At 69.9% G+C, this 14,146-nt stretch carries 17 protein-coding genes; 10 read left to right on the forward strand and 7 right to left on the reverse strand.

Annotation, left to right across the window (positions count from 1 at the left end):
- Positions 1-10: 10 nt before the first annotated feature.
- Positions 11-610 (reverse strand): heme-copper oxidase subunit III, encoded by a 600-nt coding sequence (locus tag O7623_RS10175; RefSeq protein ID WP_282228363.1) that lies wholly within the window; start codon positions 608-610, stop codon positions 11-13.
- A gap of 108 nt (positions 611-718) precedes the next feature.
- Here O7623_RS10175 and O7623_RS10180 point away from each other — a divergent pair, with 108 nt between their 5' ends.
- From O7623_RS10180 to O7623_RS10200, 5 genes are all read left to right on the forward strand, one after another.
- Positions 719-1,702: a cytochrome c oxidase assembly protein gene (locus tag O7623_RS10180; RefSeq protein WP_282228364.1), complete on the forward strand. Its 984-nt coding sequence runs from the start codon at positions 719-721 to the stop codon at positions 1,700-1,702.
- Positions 1,699-2,106: a hypothetical protein gene (locus O7623_RS10185; RefSeq protein WP_282228365.1), complete on the forward strand. Its 408-nt coding sequence runs from the start codon at positions 1,699-1,701 to the stop codon at positions 2,104-2,106. Before O7623_RS10180 ends, O7623_RS10185 begins: the two co-directional genes overlap by 4 nt.
- 79 nt (positions 2,107-2,185) lie before the next feature.
- Positions 2,186-3,265, forward strand: coding sequence for an anthranilate phosphoribosyltransferase (gene trpD, locus O7623_RS10190; RefSeq protein WP_282228366.1), 1,080 nt, complete (start codon positions 2,186-2,188; stop codon positions 3,263-3,265).
- A gap of 194 nt (positions 3,266-3,459) precedes the next feature.
- Positions 3,460-4,701 carry a glycosyltransferase family 2 protein gene (locus tag O7623_RS10195; RefSeq protein ID WP_282228367.1) on the forward strand — a complete coding sequence of 414 codons (1,242 nt, stop codon included), beginning with the start codon at positions 3,460-3,462 and terminating at the stop codon, positions 4,699-4,701.
- Positions 4,702-4,744: 43 nt separating this feature from the next.
- Positions 4,745-4,888 carry a hypothetical protein gene (locus tag O7623_RS10200; RefSeq protein WP_282228368.1) on the forward strand — a complete coding sequence of 48 codons (144 nt, stop codon included), beginning with the start codon at positions 4,745-4,747 and terminating at the stop codon, positions 4,886-4,888.
- A 14-nt stretch (positions 4,889-4,902) separates the two neighbouring features.
- On the opposite strand, the gene O7623_RS10205 is transcribed toward O7623_RS10200, so the two are convergent.
- Positions 4,903-5,328: a cytochrome c oxidase subunit 4 gene (locus O7623_RS10205; protein ID WP_282228369.1), complete on the reverse strand. Its 426-nt coding sequence runs from the start codon at positions 5,326-5,328 to the stop codon at positions 4,903-4,905.
- A 10-nt stretch (positions 5,329-5,338) separates the two neighbouring features.
- Complete coding sequence (gene coxB, locus O7623_RS10210) at positions 5,339-6,316, reverse strand: cytochrome c oxidase subunit II (RefSeq protein ID WP_282228370.1); 978 nt, start codon at positions 6,314-6,316, stop codon at positions 5,339-5,341.
- Between the two features lie 206 nt (positions 6,317-6,522).
- Here coxB and O7623_RS10215 point away from each other — a divergent pair, with 206 nt between their 5' ends.
- Both O7623_RS10215 and O7623_RS10220 read left to right on the forward strand, forming a co-directional pair.
- Entirely contained in the window at positions 6,523-7,662 is a 1,140-nt protein-coding gene (locus O7623_RS10215; RefSeq protein ID WP_282228371.1) for an aminotransferase class V-fold PLP-dependent enzyme, read from the forward strand.
- Positions 7,663-7,703: 41 nt separating this feature from the next.
- Complete coding sequence (locus O7623_RS10220; protein ID WP_282229366.1) at positions 7,704-7,925, forward strand: sulfurtransferase TusA family protein; 222 nt, start codon at positions 7,704-7,706, stop codon at positions 7,923-7,925.
- Positions 7,926-8,067: 142 nt separating this feature from the next.
- Here the strand turns inward: O7623_RS10220 and O7623_RS10225 are convergent, their stop codons facing one another.
- Positions 8,068-9,330, reverse strand: coding sequence for an ISL3 family transposase (locus tag O7623_RS10225; protein WP_282223817.1), 1,263 nt, complete (start codon positions 9,328-9,330; stop codon positions 8,068-8,070).
- 197 nt (positions 9,331-9,527) lie between these two features.
- Between O7623_RS10225 and O7623_RS10230 the strand changes: the two genes are divergently transcribed.
- On the forward strand, positions 9,528-10,142 hold the full coding sequence (locus tag O7623_RS10230) for a class I SAM-dependent methyltransferase (protein WP_282228372.1): 615 nt from the start codon (positions 9,528-9,530) through the stop codon (positions 10,140-10,142).
- 11 nt (positions 10,143-10,153) lie between these two features.
- Here O7623_RS10230 and O7623_RS10235 read toward each other — a convergent pair whose 3' ends face one another.
- Complete coding sequence (locus O7623_RS10235) at positions 10,154-10,405, reverse strand: hypothetical protein (protein ID WP_282228373.1); 252 nt, start codon at positions 10,403-10,405, stop codon at positions 10,154-10,156.
- A gap of 142 nt (positions 10,406-10,547) precedes the next feature.
- Here O7623_RS10235 and O7623_RS10240 point away from each other — a divergent pair, with 142 nt between their 5' ends.
- Both O7623_RS10240 and O7623_RS10245 read left to right on the forward strand, forming a co-directional pair.
- Positions 10,548-11,408 (forward strand): helix-turn-helix transcriptional regulator, encoded by an 861-nt coding sequence (locus O7623_RS10240; protein ID WP_282228374.1) that lies wholly within the window; start codon positions 10,548-10,550, stop codon positions 11,406-11,408.
- Positions 11,409-11,530: 122 nt separating this feature from the next.
- Positions 11,531-12,445, forward strand: coding sequence for an aminoglycoside phosphotransferase family protein (locus tag O7623_RS10245; RefSeq protein ID WP_282228375.1), 915 nt, complete (start codon positions 11,531-11,533; stop codon positions 12,443-12,445).
- A 134-nt stretch (positions 12,446-12,579) separates the two neighbouring features.
- Here the strand turns inward: O7623_RS10245 and O7623_RS10250 are convergent, their stop codons facing one another.
- Together O7623_RS10250 and erpA are read right to left on the reverse strand one after the other, a co-directional pair.
- Complete coding sequence (locus O7623_RS10250; protein WP_282228376.1) at positions 12,580-13,557, reverse strand: carbohydrate kinase family protein; 978 nt, start codon at positions 13,555-13,557, stop codon at positions 12,580-12,582.
- 158 nt (positions 13,558-13,715) lie between these two features.
- Complete coding sequence (gene erpA / locus O7623_RS10255) at positions 13,716-14,084, reverse strand: iron-sulfur cluster insertion protein ErpA (RefSeq protein ID WP_282228377.1); 369 nt, start codon at positions 14,082-14,084, stop codon at positions 13,716-13,718.
- Between the last annotated feature and the right edge of the window lie 62 nt (positions 14,085-14,146).

Consider the following 14,146-nt stretch of genomic DNA (forward strand, 5'->3'; position numbering starts at 1 on the left):
CGCAAGTCGATCATTGCAGCCAGTAGATCATGAGGTAGAGGCCGATCCAGACCACGTCGACGAAGTGCCAGTAGTAGGACACGACGATCGCGGAGGTGGCCTGCGCCGGGGTGAAGCGGCCCATCGTGGAGCGGATCATGTAGATCAGGAAGGCGACCAGCCCGCCGGCCACGTGCAGCCCGTGGAAGCCGGTGGTGAGGTAGAACACCGAGCCGTACCCGTCGCCGTTGATCTTGATGCCGTGGTGGACCAGCTCGCGGTACTCGTTGATCTGCCCCAGCAGGAAGATCAGGCCCATCACGAAGGTGATGGTGAACCACCGTCGCAGCGCGTGCACGTCGCCCCGCTCCGCCGCGAACACCCCGATCTGGCAGGTGACCGAGGACGCCACCAGGATCGCGGTGAACACCGTCGCGTACGGGATGTTCAACGAGACGGTGTGCTTCTCCCACATGCTGTAGTCCGCCGCGCGGATGGAGAAGTACATCGCGAACAACGCCGCGAAGAACATGAGTTCGCTGGAGAGCCACACGATCGTCCCGACGCTGACCATGTTCGGTCGGGTCAGCGAGTGGATCCGGCTCTTGTCAATCGCTGGGGCCGCAGTCACGCGGTCATTATTGCTGCCGGTCAGCGCCCACGAACGGCGGGGTGGCAAACCCGACCCGGTAGCGGGCCGGATGACGCCGGCCGGGTGCGTTGACATAGCCTCGACGACGTGGCAGACGGGGAGCTGATCGTCGCTGTGGAGCAGTTCACCGTCTCCGCGTTGTTCACCGAGATCCAGCTGAACAACTGGCTGGCGCTCGGGCTCGTGGTCGCCGCCGGGCTGTACCTCTACGGCGTTCACCGGCTGCGGCTGCGCGGGGACCGCTGGCCGGTGTCCCGGACCGTGCTGTTCATCGGCCCGGGCCTGGGCGGCATCGCGGCGGTCACGGTCAGTGGACTGGGCGCGTACGACACCACCCTGCTGTCGGTGCACATGGTCCAGCACATGGTGCTGTCGATGATCGCGCCGATCTTCCTGGCCCTCGGCGCGCCGGTCACCCTGGCGCTGCGGACGCTCGCCGGCGCTCCACGGCGACGGCTGCTCGCCGTCCTGCACAGCCGGTACGTGCGGGTGATCACGTTCCCGCTGGTCGCGTTCGGCCTGTTCGTGATCAACCCGTTTGTGCTGTATTTCACTGATCTGTACCGGTTGACCCTGGAGAGCACCCTCGCCCACGAGTTCGTACACGCGCACTTCATCATGACCGGCTGCCTGTTCTTCTGGCCGCTGGTCGGGCTCGACCCGCTGCCCGGCCGCTGGCCGTACCCGGCGCGGGCACTGCTGATGGTGCTCTCCGTACCGTTCCACACCGTGCTCGGGCTGACCGTCATGCAGAGCACCACCCTGTTCGGCGGCGACTGGTACCCGTCCCTCGGCCTGGCCTGGGCCGACCCCTGGACGGACCAGAAGGTGGCCGGCGGCGTGCTGTGGGCCGGTGGCGAGTTCGTCAGCGTCACCATGCTCGCGGTGCTCGTCGTGCAGTGGATGCGCCAGTCCGAGCGGGAGGCCCGGCGCATCGACCGCGACCTCGACCGCCAGGAGGCCCGGCGCAGCCGCGACACCGAGGAGAGCCGGCCACCGGTACCGACCACGACCGTGCCGGACGGTACGATCGGCGCGCAGCTACGAGGTGGGAGTCGAGCGAGAAGATGACCGAACGCGTGCACACCGTCCTGCTCTACAGCGACGACCCGCAGGTGCGGGACCGGATGCGTCTGGCCGTCGGCACCCGACCCGCCAGCGACCTGACGGTCGAGTTCGTCGACGCCGCCGACTACGCCGAATGCATCCGGCTGGTCGACGAGTACGAGATCGACCTGATGCTGCTCGACGGTGAGGCCACCCCCGGCGGCGGGCTCGGCATCGCCCGACAGATCAAGGACGACCGCGCCGACTCGCCGCCGACCTGCGTGGTGATCGCCCGGGCCGCCGACCGCTGGTTGGCCGCCTTCGCCGAGGTCGACGCCACGCTGATGCACCCGCTCGACCCGGTGACCACCGGGCAGACCGTCGCGGGCATGCTCCGCCGGCGGGCCGGCAAGCTACCGGCCGCCTGAGCCGCACCCCCGGCGGCCCGCGTACCCGCCTGTCCCGACCCGCCGCACCACCCATCCCCATCGCACCTGGGAGGCCCCCATGGGTGACCGGTCCTGGCCGAACCTGCTCCACGCGCTGATCGCGGGCGAGCAACTCGCCACCGCCGACACCAGCTGGGCGATGGGCGAGATCATGGCGGGCTCTGCCACCCCCGCCCAGATCGCCGGGTTCGCCGTCGCGCTGCGCGCCAAGGGCGAGACCCCGGCGGAGCTGGTCGGGCTGGTGGAGGCGATGCTCGCCAACGCCGTACCGGTCGGTCTGCCGGACGCCCTACGCGGGCAGGCCGTGGACGTGGTCGGCACCGGCGGCGACCGGGCGCACACGGTGAACATCTCCACGATGGCCGCGCTCGTGGTGGCGGCCGCCGGTGCCCGGGTGGTCAAGCACGGCAACCGGGCCGCGTCGTCCTCCTGCGGCGCCGCCGACCTGCTGGAACACTTCGGCATCCCGCTGGATCTGGGCCCTGAGGGGGTCACCCGGTGTGTCACCGAGGCCGGCATCGCGTTCTGCTTCGCCGCCCGGTTCCACCCGGGGATGCGCCACACCGGCGTGACCCGGCGGGAGATCGGCGTACCCACCGTGTTCAACTTTCTCGGCCCGCTGACCAACCCGGCGCGGCCCAGGTCCGGCGCGATCGGTTGCTTCGACGCCCGGATGGCGCCGGTGATGGCGGAGGTGTTCGCCGCCCGCGGCGACACGGCGCTGGTGATGCGCGGTGACGACGGGCTCGACGAGCTCAGTACCGCCGCCCCGACGCAGGTCTGGTTCGCCGCCGACGGCCGGGTCCAGGCGATGGTGGTGGATGCCGCCGCCGACCTCGGAGTGGCCCGTAGCGCACCCGGTGACCTTCGTGGCGGGGATGTCCGCTTCAACGCCGAGGTGGCCCGTCGGCTGCTCGCCGGCGAGACCGGCCCGGTCCGGGACGCGGTCCTGGTCAACGCGGCGGCCGCGCTCGCCGCGCACGCCGTACAGACCGGTGCCGCACCCGCCGACGCGCTGCTGCTCACCATGCGCGCCCAGCTGAACCGCGCCGCTGAGGCGATCGACGACGGGGCGGCGGCGGCGCTGCTGGACCGCTGGGTGCAGGTCGCCCGAGCCGCCCACGACACGACCGGCTGACCGACGGACGCCGCCGGCCGACCCGCGAGGCCATCGACTGTTCCCGGTGTGGCCGACGGGGCCGGGGAGCCTGGGGTGGCATTTTCACAGCAAGTTACGTGGATATTCCCAGTTACGCCCCTTTTATCCGCCAAGTCGGTGACGTAACGTAACCGCTGACCGCAAGGACGCGGCCTCCACCGCCCCCTCCCCCCTTGAGGTCAGCGATGCTGCGGATCTTCCTTACCGCACTGATCGTCCTCGGCGCACTCTTCCTCGTTTCCCTGCTGGTCGCCTTCGGCTACGGCCTGCTACGCCCCGAACGGGTCCGCCGCCGCGATCGGACCGCCGGCACCGGCCATCCGCGCTACGGCCCGGTACGCCACGATCAGGTCGCCATCCTGATCGCCTGCCGCAACGGGGCCGGCACCATCGCCGCCGCGGTGACCGCCGCCCGCCGTACCGGGGCACCGGTCTTCGTCGTCTCCGACGCCTCGACCGACGACACCGCCCGCCGGGCCGCCGACGCCGGCGCCGAGGTGCTCGACCTGACCACGAACGTCGGCAAACCGGCCGCGCTGCACGCCGGCTACCGCCACTTCCGGCTCGGTACGCGGTTCCGGGCGGTCGCGATCCTCGACGACGACGTGATCATCGCCGAGAACTTCGTCACGGAGACGCTGGCGACGATGACCGACCAGGTCGCGATCGCCGTCGGCCACAACGTCACCTGGTGGCCACGCGAGCACCGGTGGAACCCGTGGCTGGCCAAGCGGGCCTACAGCTACTGGAACTACCAGCTCTTCCTGCGCCGAATCCAGAGCCACTTCAACGTGATGAACTGCATTTCCGGCTCCAACTCGCTGTACCGGGTGGAACTGCTCGACCGGGTCCTGCCGCAGCAGCCGCCGTACATCGTCGACGACACGTACTGGGTGCTGGAGACCCACCGTCGTGGACTCGGCCGGGTCGTCTACGCACCCCGCGCCACCGCGCTGCTGCAGGACCCGACCACGCTGCGGGACTGGTACAAGCAGAACCTGCGGTGGCTCTGGGGCACCTTCCAGGGCATCCTCGGTCACCGGGTGGGCCGGCGGGTCAGCACCTTCGACTACGCCTACGTGCTGCTGATCCTGCACTGGGCGCTGTACGTGCTCGGCGCCCCGGTCACGCTGTGGGTCCTGGCCAGCGCCGGACCGGGCCTGGGCACCGGGCTGCTGCTGCTCGCCGCCGGTCAGGGCATCTGGGTGGCGTTGGCCGCCTGGCGGCTGCGCCACCCGCAGCTGCTGCTCATGCTGCCGCTGATCATGGTCGCCGACCTGATCTACCGGGTGATCTTCGTCCACGCGGCGGTGAAGGCGGTCCGGCAACCCACCGTCGACCGCTGTGTCTGGTCCTCACCAGAGCGAATCGGCAGCCCCGCCACCAGCGTCCCGGCCACCGCCGGCACTGTCTGAACCGTTGCCGTACGAACCGCTACCCCCTCGAAGGAGGTGAAACATGTCCGCCAGCCAGGACCTTCCGGTCACCGGGGCGCCGGCCGCCGCCCTCGGGCTGATCGGCGCGCTCTCCCTCGCCATCGGTACGGCGCTGGTCACCGTCGCCCGCTGGGGTGCCGCGCTGCGTCGCCGCCGGGACCGGTGAACCAGTTGTCGGTGTCAGTGCTCGGCGGTACGCCGGGTGCCTGTGTAGTACTCGAAGAGCAGGCCGGCCGCTGCCGCCGTCACCGACACCAGACCGAAGATGATCAGCCACCACTGCCAGAAGACCAGGCCGAGGCCGGCGATCGTGGCGGCCAGCGCCACCCCGAACGGCCAGTAACTGCCGGGGCTGAAGAAGCCGACCTCACCGGCGCCGTCGGCGACCTCGGCGTCCGGCCGGTCCTCGGGCCGCAGATCGATGCGGCGGGACACGAACCAGAAGAACCCGCCGCACATCGTGCAGAGCATAAATGACAGGAACAGAGCGGTCGCGCCGATCCACTCGACGTACCCGAGCTGGAACGCCGTCCAGGTCGGGTAGACCCAGGATGCGACGAACAGGAACGCCGCGACGACGGCGAAGATCCGCCATTCGGTCCTCATGCCCGGCCCCTCAGTTTTCCGCGCCCTGGGCGCTCGCGTTGCCGAAGTTCTGCGCGTCCCGCTTGGTCTCGAACGGGAAGGTGGTGACCGCGTACGGCTCCTCCCCGATCGCCTGCAGCGCATCCTGGGTGGAGGCACCGCTGCGCTTCTCGTCGATGAAGCGGTCGTACTGCTCCGGACTGACCACCCGCATCTCGAAGTTCATCATCGAGTGGTAGGTGCCGCAGAGTTCGGCGCAGCGGCCGACGTAGGCACCGTTCTGCTGAATGGTCACCTCGAACTGGTTGCGGATGCTGCCCGGGAAGACGTCCCGCTTGAACAGCAGCTCCGGCACCCAGAACGAGTGGATCACGTCGGTGCTGGTCTCCTCGAACCGTACGGTCCGCTCGGAGGGGACCACCAGCACCGGAATGATGTCCGACGAGCCGACCGTCGAGGCGATCGTGTTGGCGTCCTCGCCGACCCCGTCGCGGTAGTTGAACTGCCAGTTCCATTTGAAGGCGACGACCTCGACGGTGACGTCCGGGTCCTCGCTGAGCCGGTCGACGTCGGTCTGCACCACGGCCGTGTAGTAGAACAGCACCGACACGACCAGGATCGGGGCGATGGTGTAAAGGAACTCCATCGGCATGTTGAACCGGGTCTGCACCGGCAGTTGGTCGCCCCGCTTGCGGTAGCGGATGATGCACCAGAAAATCAGGCCCCACACGAAGACACCGACGGCGAGCGCCGCGATGACCGACCCGATCCACAGGTCGTACATCTGGTTGGCCTGCGGGGTGATGCCGCCCTGCGGCCAGCCGAAGCCGTCGAAGGCCGCCCCGACGTCACAGCCGGTGAGCAGGGTGAGCAGTGCGGCACCGCCGAGGCCGAGCCCGGCCACCCGCTGCGGCCGGCTGCGCCGACCGCGCCCCTGCCCGGCCCGTGCACGCTCACCGGCGCTGGGCCGTACGCCCGCGCGCCGCGCTGCTGAATCCCTTGCGACCACCTGGTCCTGCCTCCCTGACGGCGTCACCGATGCCACCCTGAGCGCCAGCGCGCGAGCGCCGGGCACGTGTGGCGACATCAGCGACCAAAGGCGTCACCGACGGTCGCAGATTACTCGACCAGTCACGCCGAGATTGGCGAGGGGTCTCGTTTGTCACCTGCCACGACTGCCGACGGTCGTCGAGGTGAGGCGTACCGTCGAGGACTGTGAGCTATCTCGACGCCGCGACCGCCGCGCCGCTGCACCCGGTCGCCCGCGAGGCACTGACAGCGGCGTTGGCCGACGGTTGGGCCGATCCGGCCCGGCTCTACTCTCAGGCCCGCCGGGCAGGTCAACTGCTGGACGCGGCCCGCGCGGCCACCGCCGAGACGCTGCGGGTCCGCGCCGACGAGATCTCGTTCACATCCAGCGGTACGGTCGCCGCGCACGCCGCCGTGCTCGGCGGTCTCGCCGGGCGGCGCCGGGTCGGCCGGACCCTGGTGCACTCGGCGATCGAGCACTCGGCGGTGCTGCACGCCGCACGGCACCACACCGACGCCGGCGGCGAGGCGGTGTCGGTGCCGGTGGACCGGCTCGGCCGGCTCGACCTGGCCGAGTGGTCGACGGCGGTGGCCCGGCCGGGGGTGGCGTTCGCCGCCCTGATCAGCGCCAGCCACGAGGTGGGCACGGTCCAGCCGGTCGCCGAGGCGGCGCGGGTCTGCGCCGCGCACGGGGTGCCGTTGTACGTCGACGCCGCCCAGTCGGTGGGCCGGGTCCCGGTGCCCGAGGGCTGGTCGGTGCTGTCGGCCAGCGCCCACAAGTGGGGCGGGCTACCGGGTGTCGGGGTGCTGGTGGTCCGCAAGGGCATCCGCTGGGAGTCGCCCTATCCGGCCGACGAGCGCGAGTCCGGCCGTACGCCCGGGGTGCTGAACCTGCCGGCGGTGGTGGCCTCGGCGGCGGCCCTGCGCGCGGTGGCCGCCGAGGCCGACGCGCAGGCCGCCCGGCTGTCGGCACTGGTGGACCGGATCCGCGCGACGGTCGCCGCGACCGTACCGGACGTGGAGGTGGTCGGCGACCCGACCGACCGGCTGCCGCACCTGGTCACCTTCTCCTGCCTGTACGTCGACGGCGAAGCGCTGCTGCACGCCCTGGACCGGCGCGGGCACGCCGTCTCCTCCGGTTCGTCGTGTACCGCGTCGACGCTGCGCCCGTCGCACGTGCTGGAAGCGATGGGCGTGCTGTCGCACGGCAACGTACGAGTCTCGCTGCACCGGGACACCACCGAGGCCGACGTGGACCGGTTCCTGGCCGACCTGCCGCAAGTGGTGGCCGACCTGCGGGCCGAGGCCGGGGTGGTCGGGCTGTGACCAGCGACGAGGCGGTAGCGCGGCCCTCGGGTGACGTGGCGGTGGAGACCGTCGACTGCCTGGGCCAGCGCTGCCCGTTGCCGGTGATCGCGCTGGCCCGGCGGCTGCCGCAGCTGCCGGTCGGATCGGTCGTGCGGGTGCTGGCCGACGACCCGGCCGCCGCCCTGGACATCCCGGCCTGGTGCCGGATCCGTGGTCAGGAGTTCGTCGCCGCGTCGACCGTCGCCGGCTCCCCCGCCTTCGACGTCCGCCGCACCCACTGACGTCCGCCGCCTGACGTCCGCCGCATCCCTTGGCGGACGCCACGGGTCGACCGACTGCCCGGACACCTACTACGACTTGGCGGTATTCCTGTGAGGAATGATTATGGGTCTTGTGTTGTTTGTGTGGGTCGGTTCTGGATCGTCATCTGGGTAGTTGTGGTCGGTGGCCGCCGAGGCTGAGCATGGCGAGGGCGATCAGTGCGTGGGGTGAGTGGAAGCCGAACGCGATCCGGGTGATCAGCCGGATCTTGGCGTTGACTGACTCGATGAGTCCGTTGGACAGTTGGTGTTCGATCGCGGCGCGGATCGTGTCGCGGTGGCGTGTGATCCGGCGTTGGAGTTCGACGAAGGCGTCGATACGGCTGCGGCGGGCCCACTCGATCCACCTGTCGAGGGCTTCGAGTGCCGCTGCCGGGCTGTCCTTGGCCATGGCGAACACGGCGCGGAGGCCTTCCTTGAGGGCCCAGGCCCGGTACAGCTGGGGCTGGGTCCTGGCGATCCAGTCGAGTTTTGCCTTCTGTGCCTCGGTGAGGTTGTCCGGGTTCTTCCACAGGGCCCACCGTGCGTTCTTGAGTGTGCGGGCGTCGCCCCGGGCGGTGTTGCGTCGGCCGGTGCCGCGTCCGGCGGCCTGGTTCCACGCCTGTCGGCGTACCAGGTCCAGCGCTTCGGTGGCCCAGGCCACGACGTGGAACGGGTCGGCGCACCGCACCGCCTGCGGGCAGCGGCGGGTGACGACCTTCGCGATCGTGTCGGCGCCGTCGGCGGACACGTGGGTGATGGCCGCGGCGCGCTGCTCACCGAGCTGGTCGAAGAAGGCGTGCAACGTCGCGGCGTCCTTGCCCGGCGCGGCCCACACCAGTCGGCCGGTGTCGTGGTCGACCACGACGGTCAGGTACCGGTGACCCTTCTTGTAGGCGATCTCGTCGATGCCGATCCGACGCAGCCCGGCGAACCGGTCGGTGACCTCGCCGGTGTCGGCCCATACCCTGGCCACGATCGCCCCGACGGTGCGCCAACCGACGCGCATCAGCTGACACACCGTCGATTTCGCGGTGCGCACCGCCAGCCACGCCACGGTGGCGTCGAACGCCCGGGTGTGTCCGGCGTTGTGACGCGCCCACGGCACCGCCGCGACCACCACGCCGTGCTCGGCGCAGGACACCCGTGGCGCGTCGGCCTCGACGACCGCCCTGACCGTGCCCAGATCCAGAGCCCGCCACCGCCGCCGCCCGTGACCGGCGTCGAAACCCGGACACCGCCGGCCGCAGTACGGACACCGCCGCCGCGCCCCTCTACGCACCCGTACATGGACCACCAACAACGCGTCTTCGTCGTCGAACTCGACGTCCTCCACCACCGCCCGCTCGACGCCGAGCAGAGCAGCCCATACGCTGACAGAACGCACGCCGTTCCCCGCCTTTCCCAGTTCTGACCTTCGACAAGCCAGAACCTAGGCAGGGCAACGGCGTGCGCCACCAACGCCGCGCCGAACCACCCACAGACACAACACAAGATCCATGATTATTCCTCACAGGAATACCGCTGGGATCCGTACCTGCCCCGGGCCGGCGGCACCTGCCCCGGGCCGGCGGACGTGCGAAGATGGCGGGCGTGAGTGCAGAGAACGGGTGGAGCAAGCTGCTGGAGTCCAACCCAGGGCACTCACAGTGGTACGTCGACCGGTTCCGGTCGCTGGCGCGCGACGGTGCCGACCTTGACGGTGAGGCGCGGCTGGTCGACGCGATGCTGCCGCGTACGGCACGGGTGCTCGACGCAGGCTGCGGTCCCGGCCGGGTCGGCGCGGCGCTGGCCGCCGCCGGTCACGACGTCGTCGGCGTCGACCTGGACCCGGTGCTGATCGACGCCGCCCGGCAGGACCATCCGGGCCCACGGTGGCTGGTCGGCGACCTGGCCGAGCTGGACCTGCCCGCCCAGGGCATCGCCGACGGCTTCGACGCGATCGTCAGCGCGGGCAACGTCATGACGTTCCTGGCCCCGGACACCCGCCGCGAGGTGCTCCGCCGGATGCGGCGTCACCTGCGCGACGGCGGCCGGATCGTGGTCGGGTTCGGCACCGACCGGGGCTACCCGGTCACCGAGTTCCGCGCCGACGTACGGGCCGCCGACCTGGCCGAGGATCTGCTGCTGGCCACCTGGGACCTGCGTCCGTACCGCGACGACTCCGATTTCCTGGTCGCGGTGCTGCGACCGGCCTGACCCTCGAGCAGTCAGGTCAGCTCGCGACCGTCGGGCGGGTCGACCCACACCAGTCGTACGTCGCGGAGCTTTCCGTACAGCCGCAGTGCTCCCTTGATGCCGCTGAACGGGTTGGGCAGACCGCCGTTGGTCGGCACGACCACGGCTTCGTCGTCGAACGCCAGCCCCCATCCGAGCACCTGACTGTCCTCGCTGCTCTCGGTCTCCTCGCAGATGGCGAAGCGCGCCGGCACCTGCTCGAGTGCCAGATGCGTCATCATCATCTGCCGGAGCCCTACCGACGTCTCCGACTGACGTCCTACCTCGTTGAGCTCCACATCAACCTCCCGCGAACGTGTATGGATACGTATAGGTTAGCGGCTACATGCTCGCCGAGCTAGACTTATCCTGATACTAATCCCAGGGATGGCGACGATGGACGATCAGATAGATCCACTTGCGCTACGTTGGCTGCTCGGCGTGGAGCTGAGTCGGCATCGGCGAACGGCACAGCTCAGCCTCAGCGAGCTCGCCACGACAACCGGAATCGGCAAGCCGAAGCTGGGCCACATGGAATCCGGCCGCTACCACCAAGCGCCAGGCGACGTCCAGCTCGTCCTAAGGGCTTGCGGGGTGCCGCCGGAGTCTGTCGAGCAGCTGGTGGCACTGGCCGACGCACGCGCAGACGCCAAGCCCTGGCTGAGCCGCTGGGCCGATCTGATTCCGGACTTCCTCAGGACGTACGTCGGTTTGATCGGCATGGCCGAACGACTCTTCACGTTCGAGCCGATGATAGTGCCAGGGCTGCTCCAGACAGGCGCCTACGCTCAAGCGCTGACCGTCGCCAACGGATTCTTCCGGCCCGACCAGGCACAGTCGTTCGCCGAGTTCCGGCAGGCAAGGGCGAGCAGGCTGGCCGCCCGGCAGGAACTGGTCTTTCACACCGTGATCGGTGAAGCTGCCATCCGTACGCTGGCGAACGACCCGTCGACTCGCCAGGCACAGCTGGAGCATCTGATCGACGTGTCTCGCGGCGGACGAGTCACCGTGCAGGTGCTTCGGCCCGAGGATGGCCCGCATCAGGCCACCGCCATCGGGCAGTTCGCGCTGCTCGAGTTCGGCCATGGCATCCGGCCGGTGGCCTACACGGAGCTTCTCGACGACGCTGTGTTCGTACACGACCTCGATCGGGTCCGCACCTACCAGTGGGTTGCCGACAATCTCCGCAAGCTCGCGCTCCCGCCAGCCGAGACGCTCAGCTACCTACAGGCAGAGCTGGCTCGGTAGGCCGTGTTCCAAAGGTCATTGGTCCGACGACGGACGGCCGGAAGCCAAACTCTGTCTCAGTCTGACCCCTGCGGGATCAAAATCGGATCTGTCGGGTCACAGGATGAACCCGGAGAACGGTGATGGCGACGGTCCCCGATCACGCTGTGCTCGACTGGGTCGCTGGAATGATCGGCGGCGACGCTACCGTCCGGGTGGTGCGCGGACTGCGGGCAGGCGACAATCCGTGGCTGCTGCGGATCACGCAGCGCGGCCGTACCACCGAAGCGGTGCTCAAGACGGTCGACCCGGCGCGTCCCGCCCGGCTATTCACCGAGATCGCCGCGCTCCGCCTCGCTGAGGAACAGGGTGTAGCGGCACCGAGGATCATCGGATACGACACCGGCGACACAGGATCTGGGAGCGTCGCGCTCCTGCAGACCGTTGTGCCTGGTCGTAGTGCGATACCGATCGAGCCGACCGCCGCCCGGCTACGGGCCATGGGCGCGGTGGCAGGGGCCCTACGCACCATCGCCGTCGAGCCTTCGCCGCAGTTGCCGGTACGCACCCGACCGATCGCGGCCCGGGACTTCGCCCGGGAACGGGCCGTCGGCACCGACCGTACGACCCCGCTGCTGCGCTACGCCGACGAGCGGATCCGGCGGCACCCGGTGCCGGTCGGCGATCTGGTACTGGTACACGGCGACCTGTGGCAGGGCAACCTGATGTGGACCGGCGACGCCGTCACCGGGCTGATCGACTGGGATATGGCAGAAGTCGGCGACAACGGCATCGACCTGTCCGCGCTGCGGCTGGACGCGGCGCTGATGTTCGGCGGGAACGCAGCTGACCAGGTTCTCGCCAGCTGGGCCGACGTCACCGGCGTACGCCCGCAGTCACTCGCCTACTGGGACGCGGTCGCAGCGCAGAACCTGCCCAGTGATCTGGCGCTGTCTCTCGCCACGATCCACGTCCAGGGCCGCCACGACCTGTCGGCGGCGACCCTCAACGCCCGCCGCGACGCCTTCCTCACCGCCGCGCTGAACCGGCTGGGATAGCTGGCCGACCAAGCTGAAGATCAATGTGAGCGCTATGGGTGTCAACCAGCGTGGATGAGACCATGGTGCTCACATTGATCTTGGCACTGACCCACGACGGTCACGTCACGCTGGCAGCCGAGCTGCTACGTACGTCAGGCCGGCAGGAAGGGGCGGACGTCCTCGGCGGCGGCGTCGCCGTACGAGTCGGCGAGACGCTTGAGGAAGATGTCCGGCTTGACGTCGTACTCCTGCGGGCCGGTGGTCTCCAGCACCAGCGCGGCGACCAGGCAGCCGACCTGCGCCGCCCGCTCCAGGCCGAGGCCCCAGCCGAGGGTGGCGAAGAAACCGGCCCGGAACCCGTCACCGACGCCGGTCGGGTCGTCGGCGACGACGTCGCGGGCCACCGGTACGTGGATCCGCTCGATGCCCCGGCCGGTGATCTCCACCCCGTCGGCGCCGAGCGTGGTGACCCGTACCGTCACCAGGTCGAGCAGCTGGTCGCCGGTGAGGCCGACCTTGCTCTCCAGCAGCGACCGCTCGTACTCGTTGGTCAGCAGATACTCTGCCCCGTCGATGAGTTGGCGGACGTCCTCGCCACTCATCCGGGCCAGCTGCTGCGACGGGTCGGCGGCGAACCGGTAGCCCCGGTCGCGGCACTCGGCCGAGTGGCGCAGCATCGCCTCGGGGTCGTTGGCGCTGACCAGCACCAGGTCGAGCCCGCCGACCCGGGCGGCGACCGGGGCCAGCTCGATGTTGCGGGCCTCGCTCATCGCACCGGCGTAGAACGAGGCGATCTGGCACAGGTCGTCGTCGGTGGTGCAGACGAAACGGGCCGTGTGTGCCAGCTCGCTGACGTGCACCGAGTCGCAGTCGACGCCGTGGCGTTCGAGCCAGGAGCGGTAGTCGGCGAAGTCGACCCCGACCGCGCCGAGCAGCACCGGCCGCAGGCCGAGCTGGGCCATCCCGAAGGAGATGTTCGCCGCCACCCCGCCCCGACGCACCACGAGGTCGTCGACGAGGAACGACAGGGAGACCTTGTCCAGCTGGTCGGCGATCAGCTGACCGGCGAACCGGCCCGGGAAGTGCATCAGGTGGTCGGTGGCGATCGAGCCGGTGACGGCGATCTTCATGAGGGCCCTCGTGTGTCGGGGGTATGAAAAACGTGCGTCGGCCAGCTTACCGGCACGGGGGCCACCAGAACCCGTACCAGTCTCAATTCAGCACGATCAGCCACGCGCGACCGTCCGGTGCCGGCGGACCGGCCCGGACGGTGACGCGACCGGCGGGATCAGTGGAAGGAGTCGCCGCAGGCGCAGGAGTTCTGCGCGTTCGGGTTGTCGATCGTGAAACCCTGAGCGTCGATCCGGTCGGCGAAGTCGATCTTCGCGCCGGTGAGGTACGGGGCGCTCATCCGGTCCACCACGACCTCGACGCCGCCGAAGTCGCTCACGACGTCGCCGTCCAGCGACCGCTCGTCGAAGAACAGCTGGTACCGCAGGCCGGAGCAGCCGCCGGGCTGGACGGCGACCCGCAGTCGCAGGTCGTCGCGGCCCTCCTGGTCGAGCAGGGCCTTGACCTTCTCGGCCGCCACGTCGGTGAGGACGATGGTGGTCGAGGCGGCGGTGTCGGCCGTTTCGGACTGGGCTGATGTGCTCACGAGTTGGTCTCCCCTGCGACGGTGCGAATTCGTCCGTATCAGGTAACGCTAACCGGCCCGGC

The sequence above is a fragment of the Solwaraspora sp. WMMD791 genome (assembly GCF_029581195.1).
Taxonomy (GTDB): Bacteria; Actinomycetota; Actinomycetes; order Mycobacteriales; family Micromonosporaceae; genus Micromonospora_E.

Excerpts from the sequence above, each read along its gene's own strand:
- O7623_RS10185 (WP_282228365.1), top strand. The coding sequence starts at position 1,699 with ATGACCGAACGCGTGCACACCGTCCTGCTCTACAGCGACGACCCGCAG.
- trpD (WP_282228366.1), top strand. The coding sequence starts at position 2,186 with ATGGGTGACCGGTCCTGGCCGAACCTGCTCCACGCGCTGATCGCGGGC.
- O7623_RS10200 (WP_282228368.1), top strand. The coding sequence starts at position 4,745 with ATGTCCGCCAGCCAGGACCTTCCGGTCACCGGGGCGCCGGCCGCCGCC.
- O7623_RS10205 (WP_282228369.1), bottom strand. The coding sequence starts at position 5,328 with ATGAGGACCGAATGGCGGATCTTCGCCGTCGTCGCGGCGTTCCTGTTC.
- O7623_RS10230 (WP_282228372.1), top strand. The coding sequence starts at position 9,528 with ATGGCGGGCGTGAGTGCAGAGAACGGGTGGAGCAAGCTGCTGGAGTCC.
- O7623_RS10235 (WP_282228373.1), bottom strand. The coding sequence starts at position 10,405 with ATGATGATGACGCATCTGGCACTCGAGCAGGTGCCGGCGCGCTTCGCC.
- O7623_RS10240 (WP_282228374.1), top strand. The coding sequence starts at position 10,548 with ATGGCGACGATGGACGATCAGATAGATCCACTTGCGCTACGTTGGCTG.
- O7623_RS10245 (WP_282228375.1), top strand. The coding sequence starts at position 11,531 with ATGGCGACGGTCCCCGATCACGCTGTGCTCGACTGGGTCGCTGGAATG.
- O7623_RS10250 (WP_282228376.1), bottom strand. The coding sequence starts at position 13,557 with ATGAAGATCGCCGTCACCGGCTCGATCGCCACCGACCACCTGATGCAC.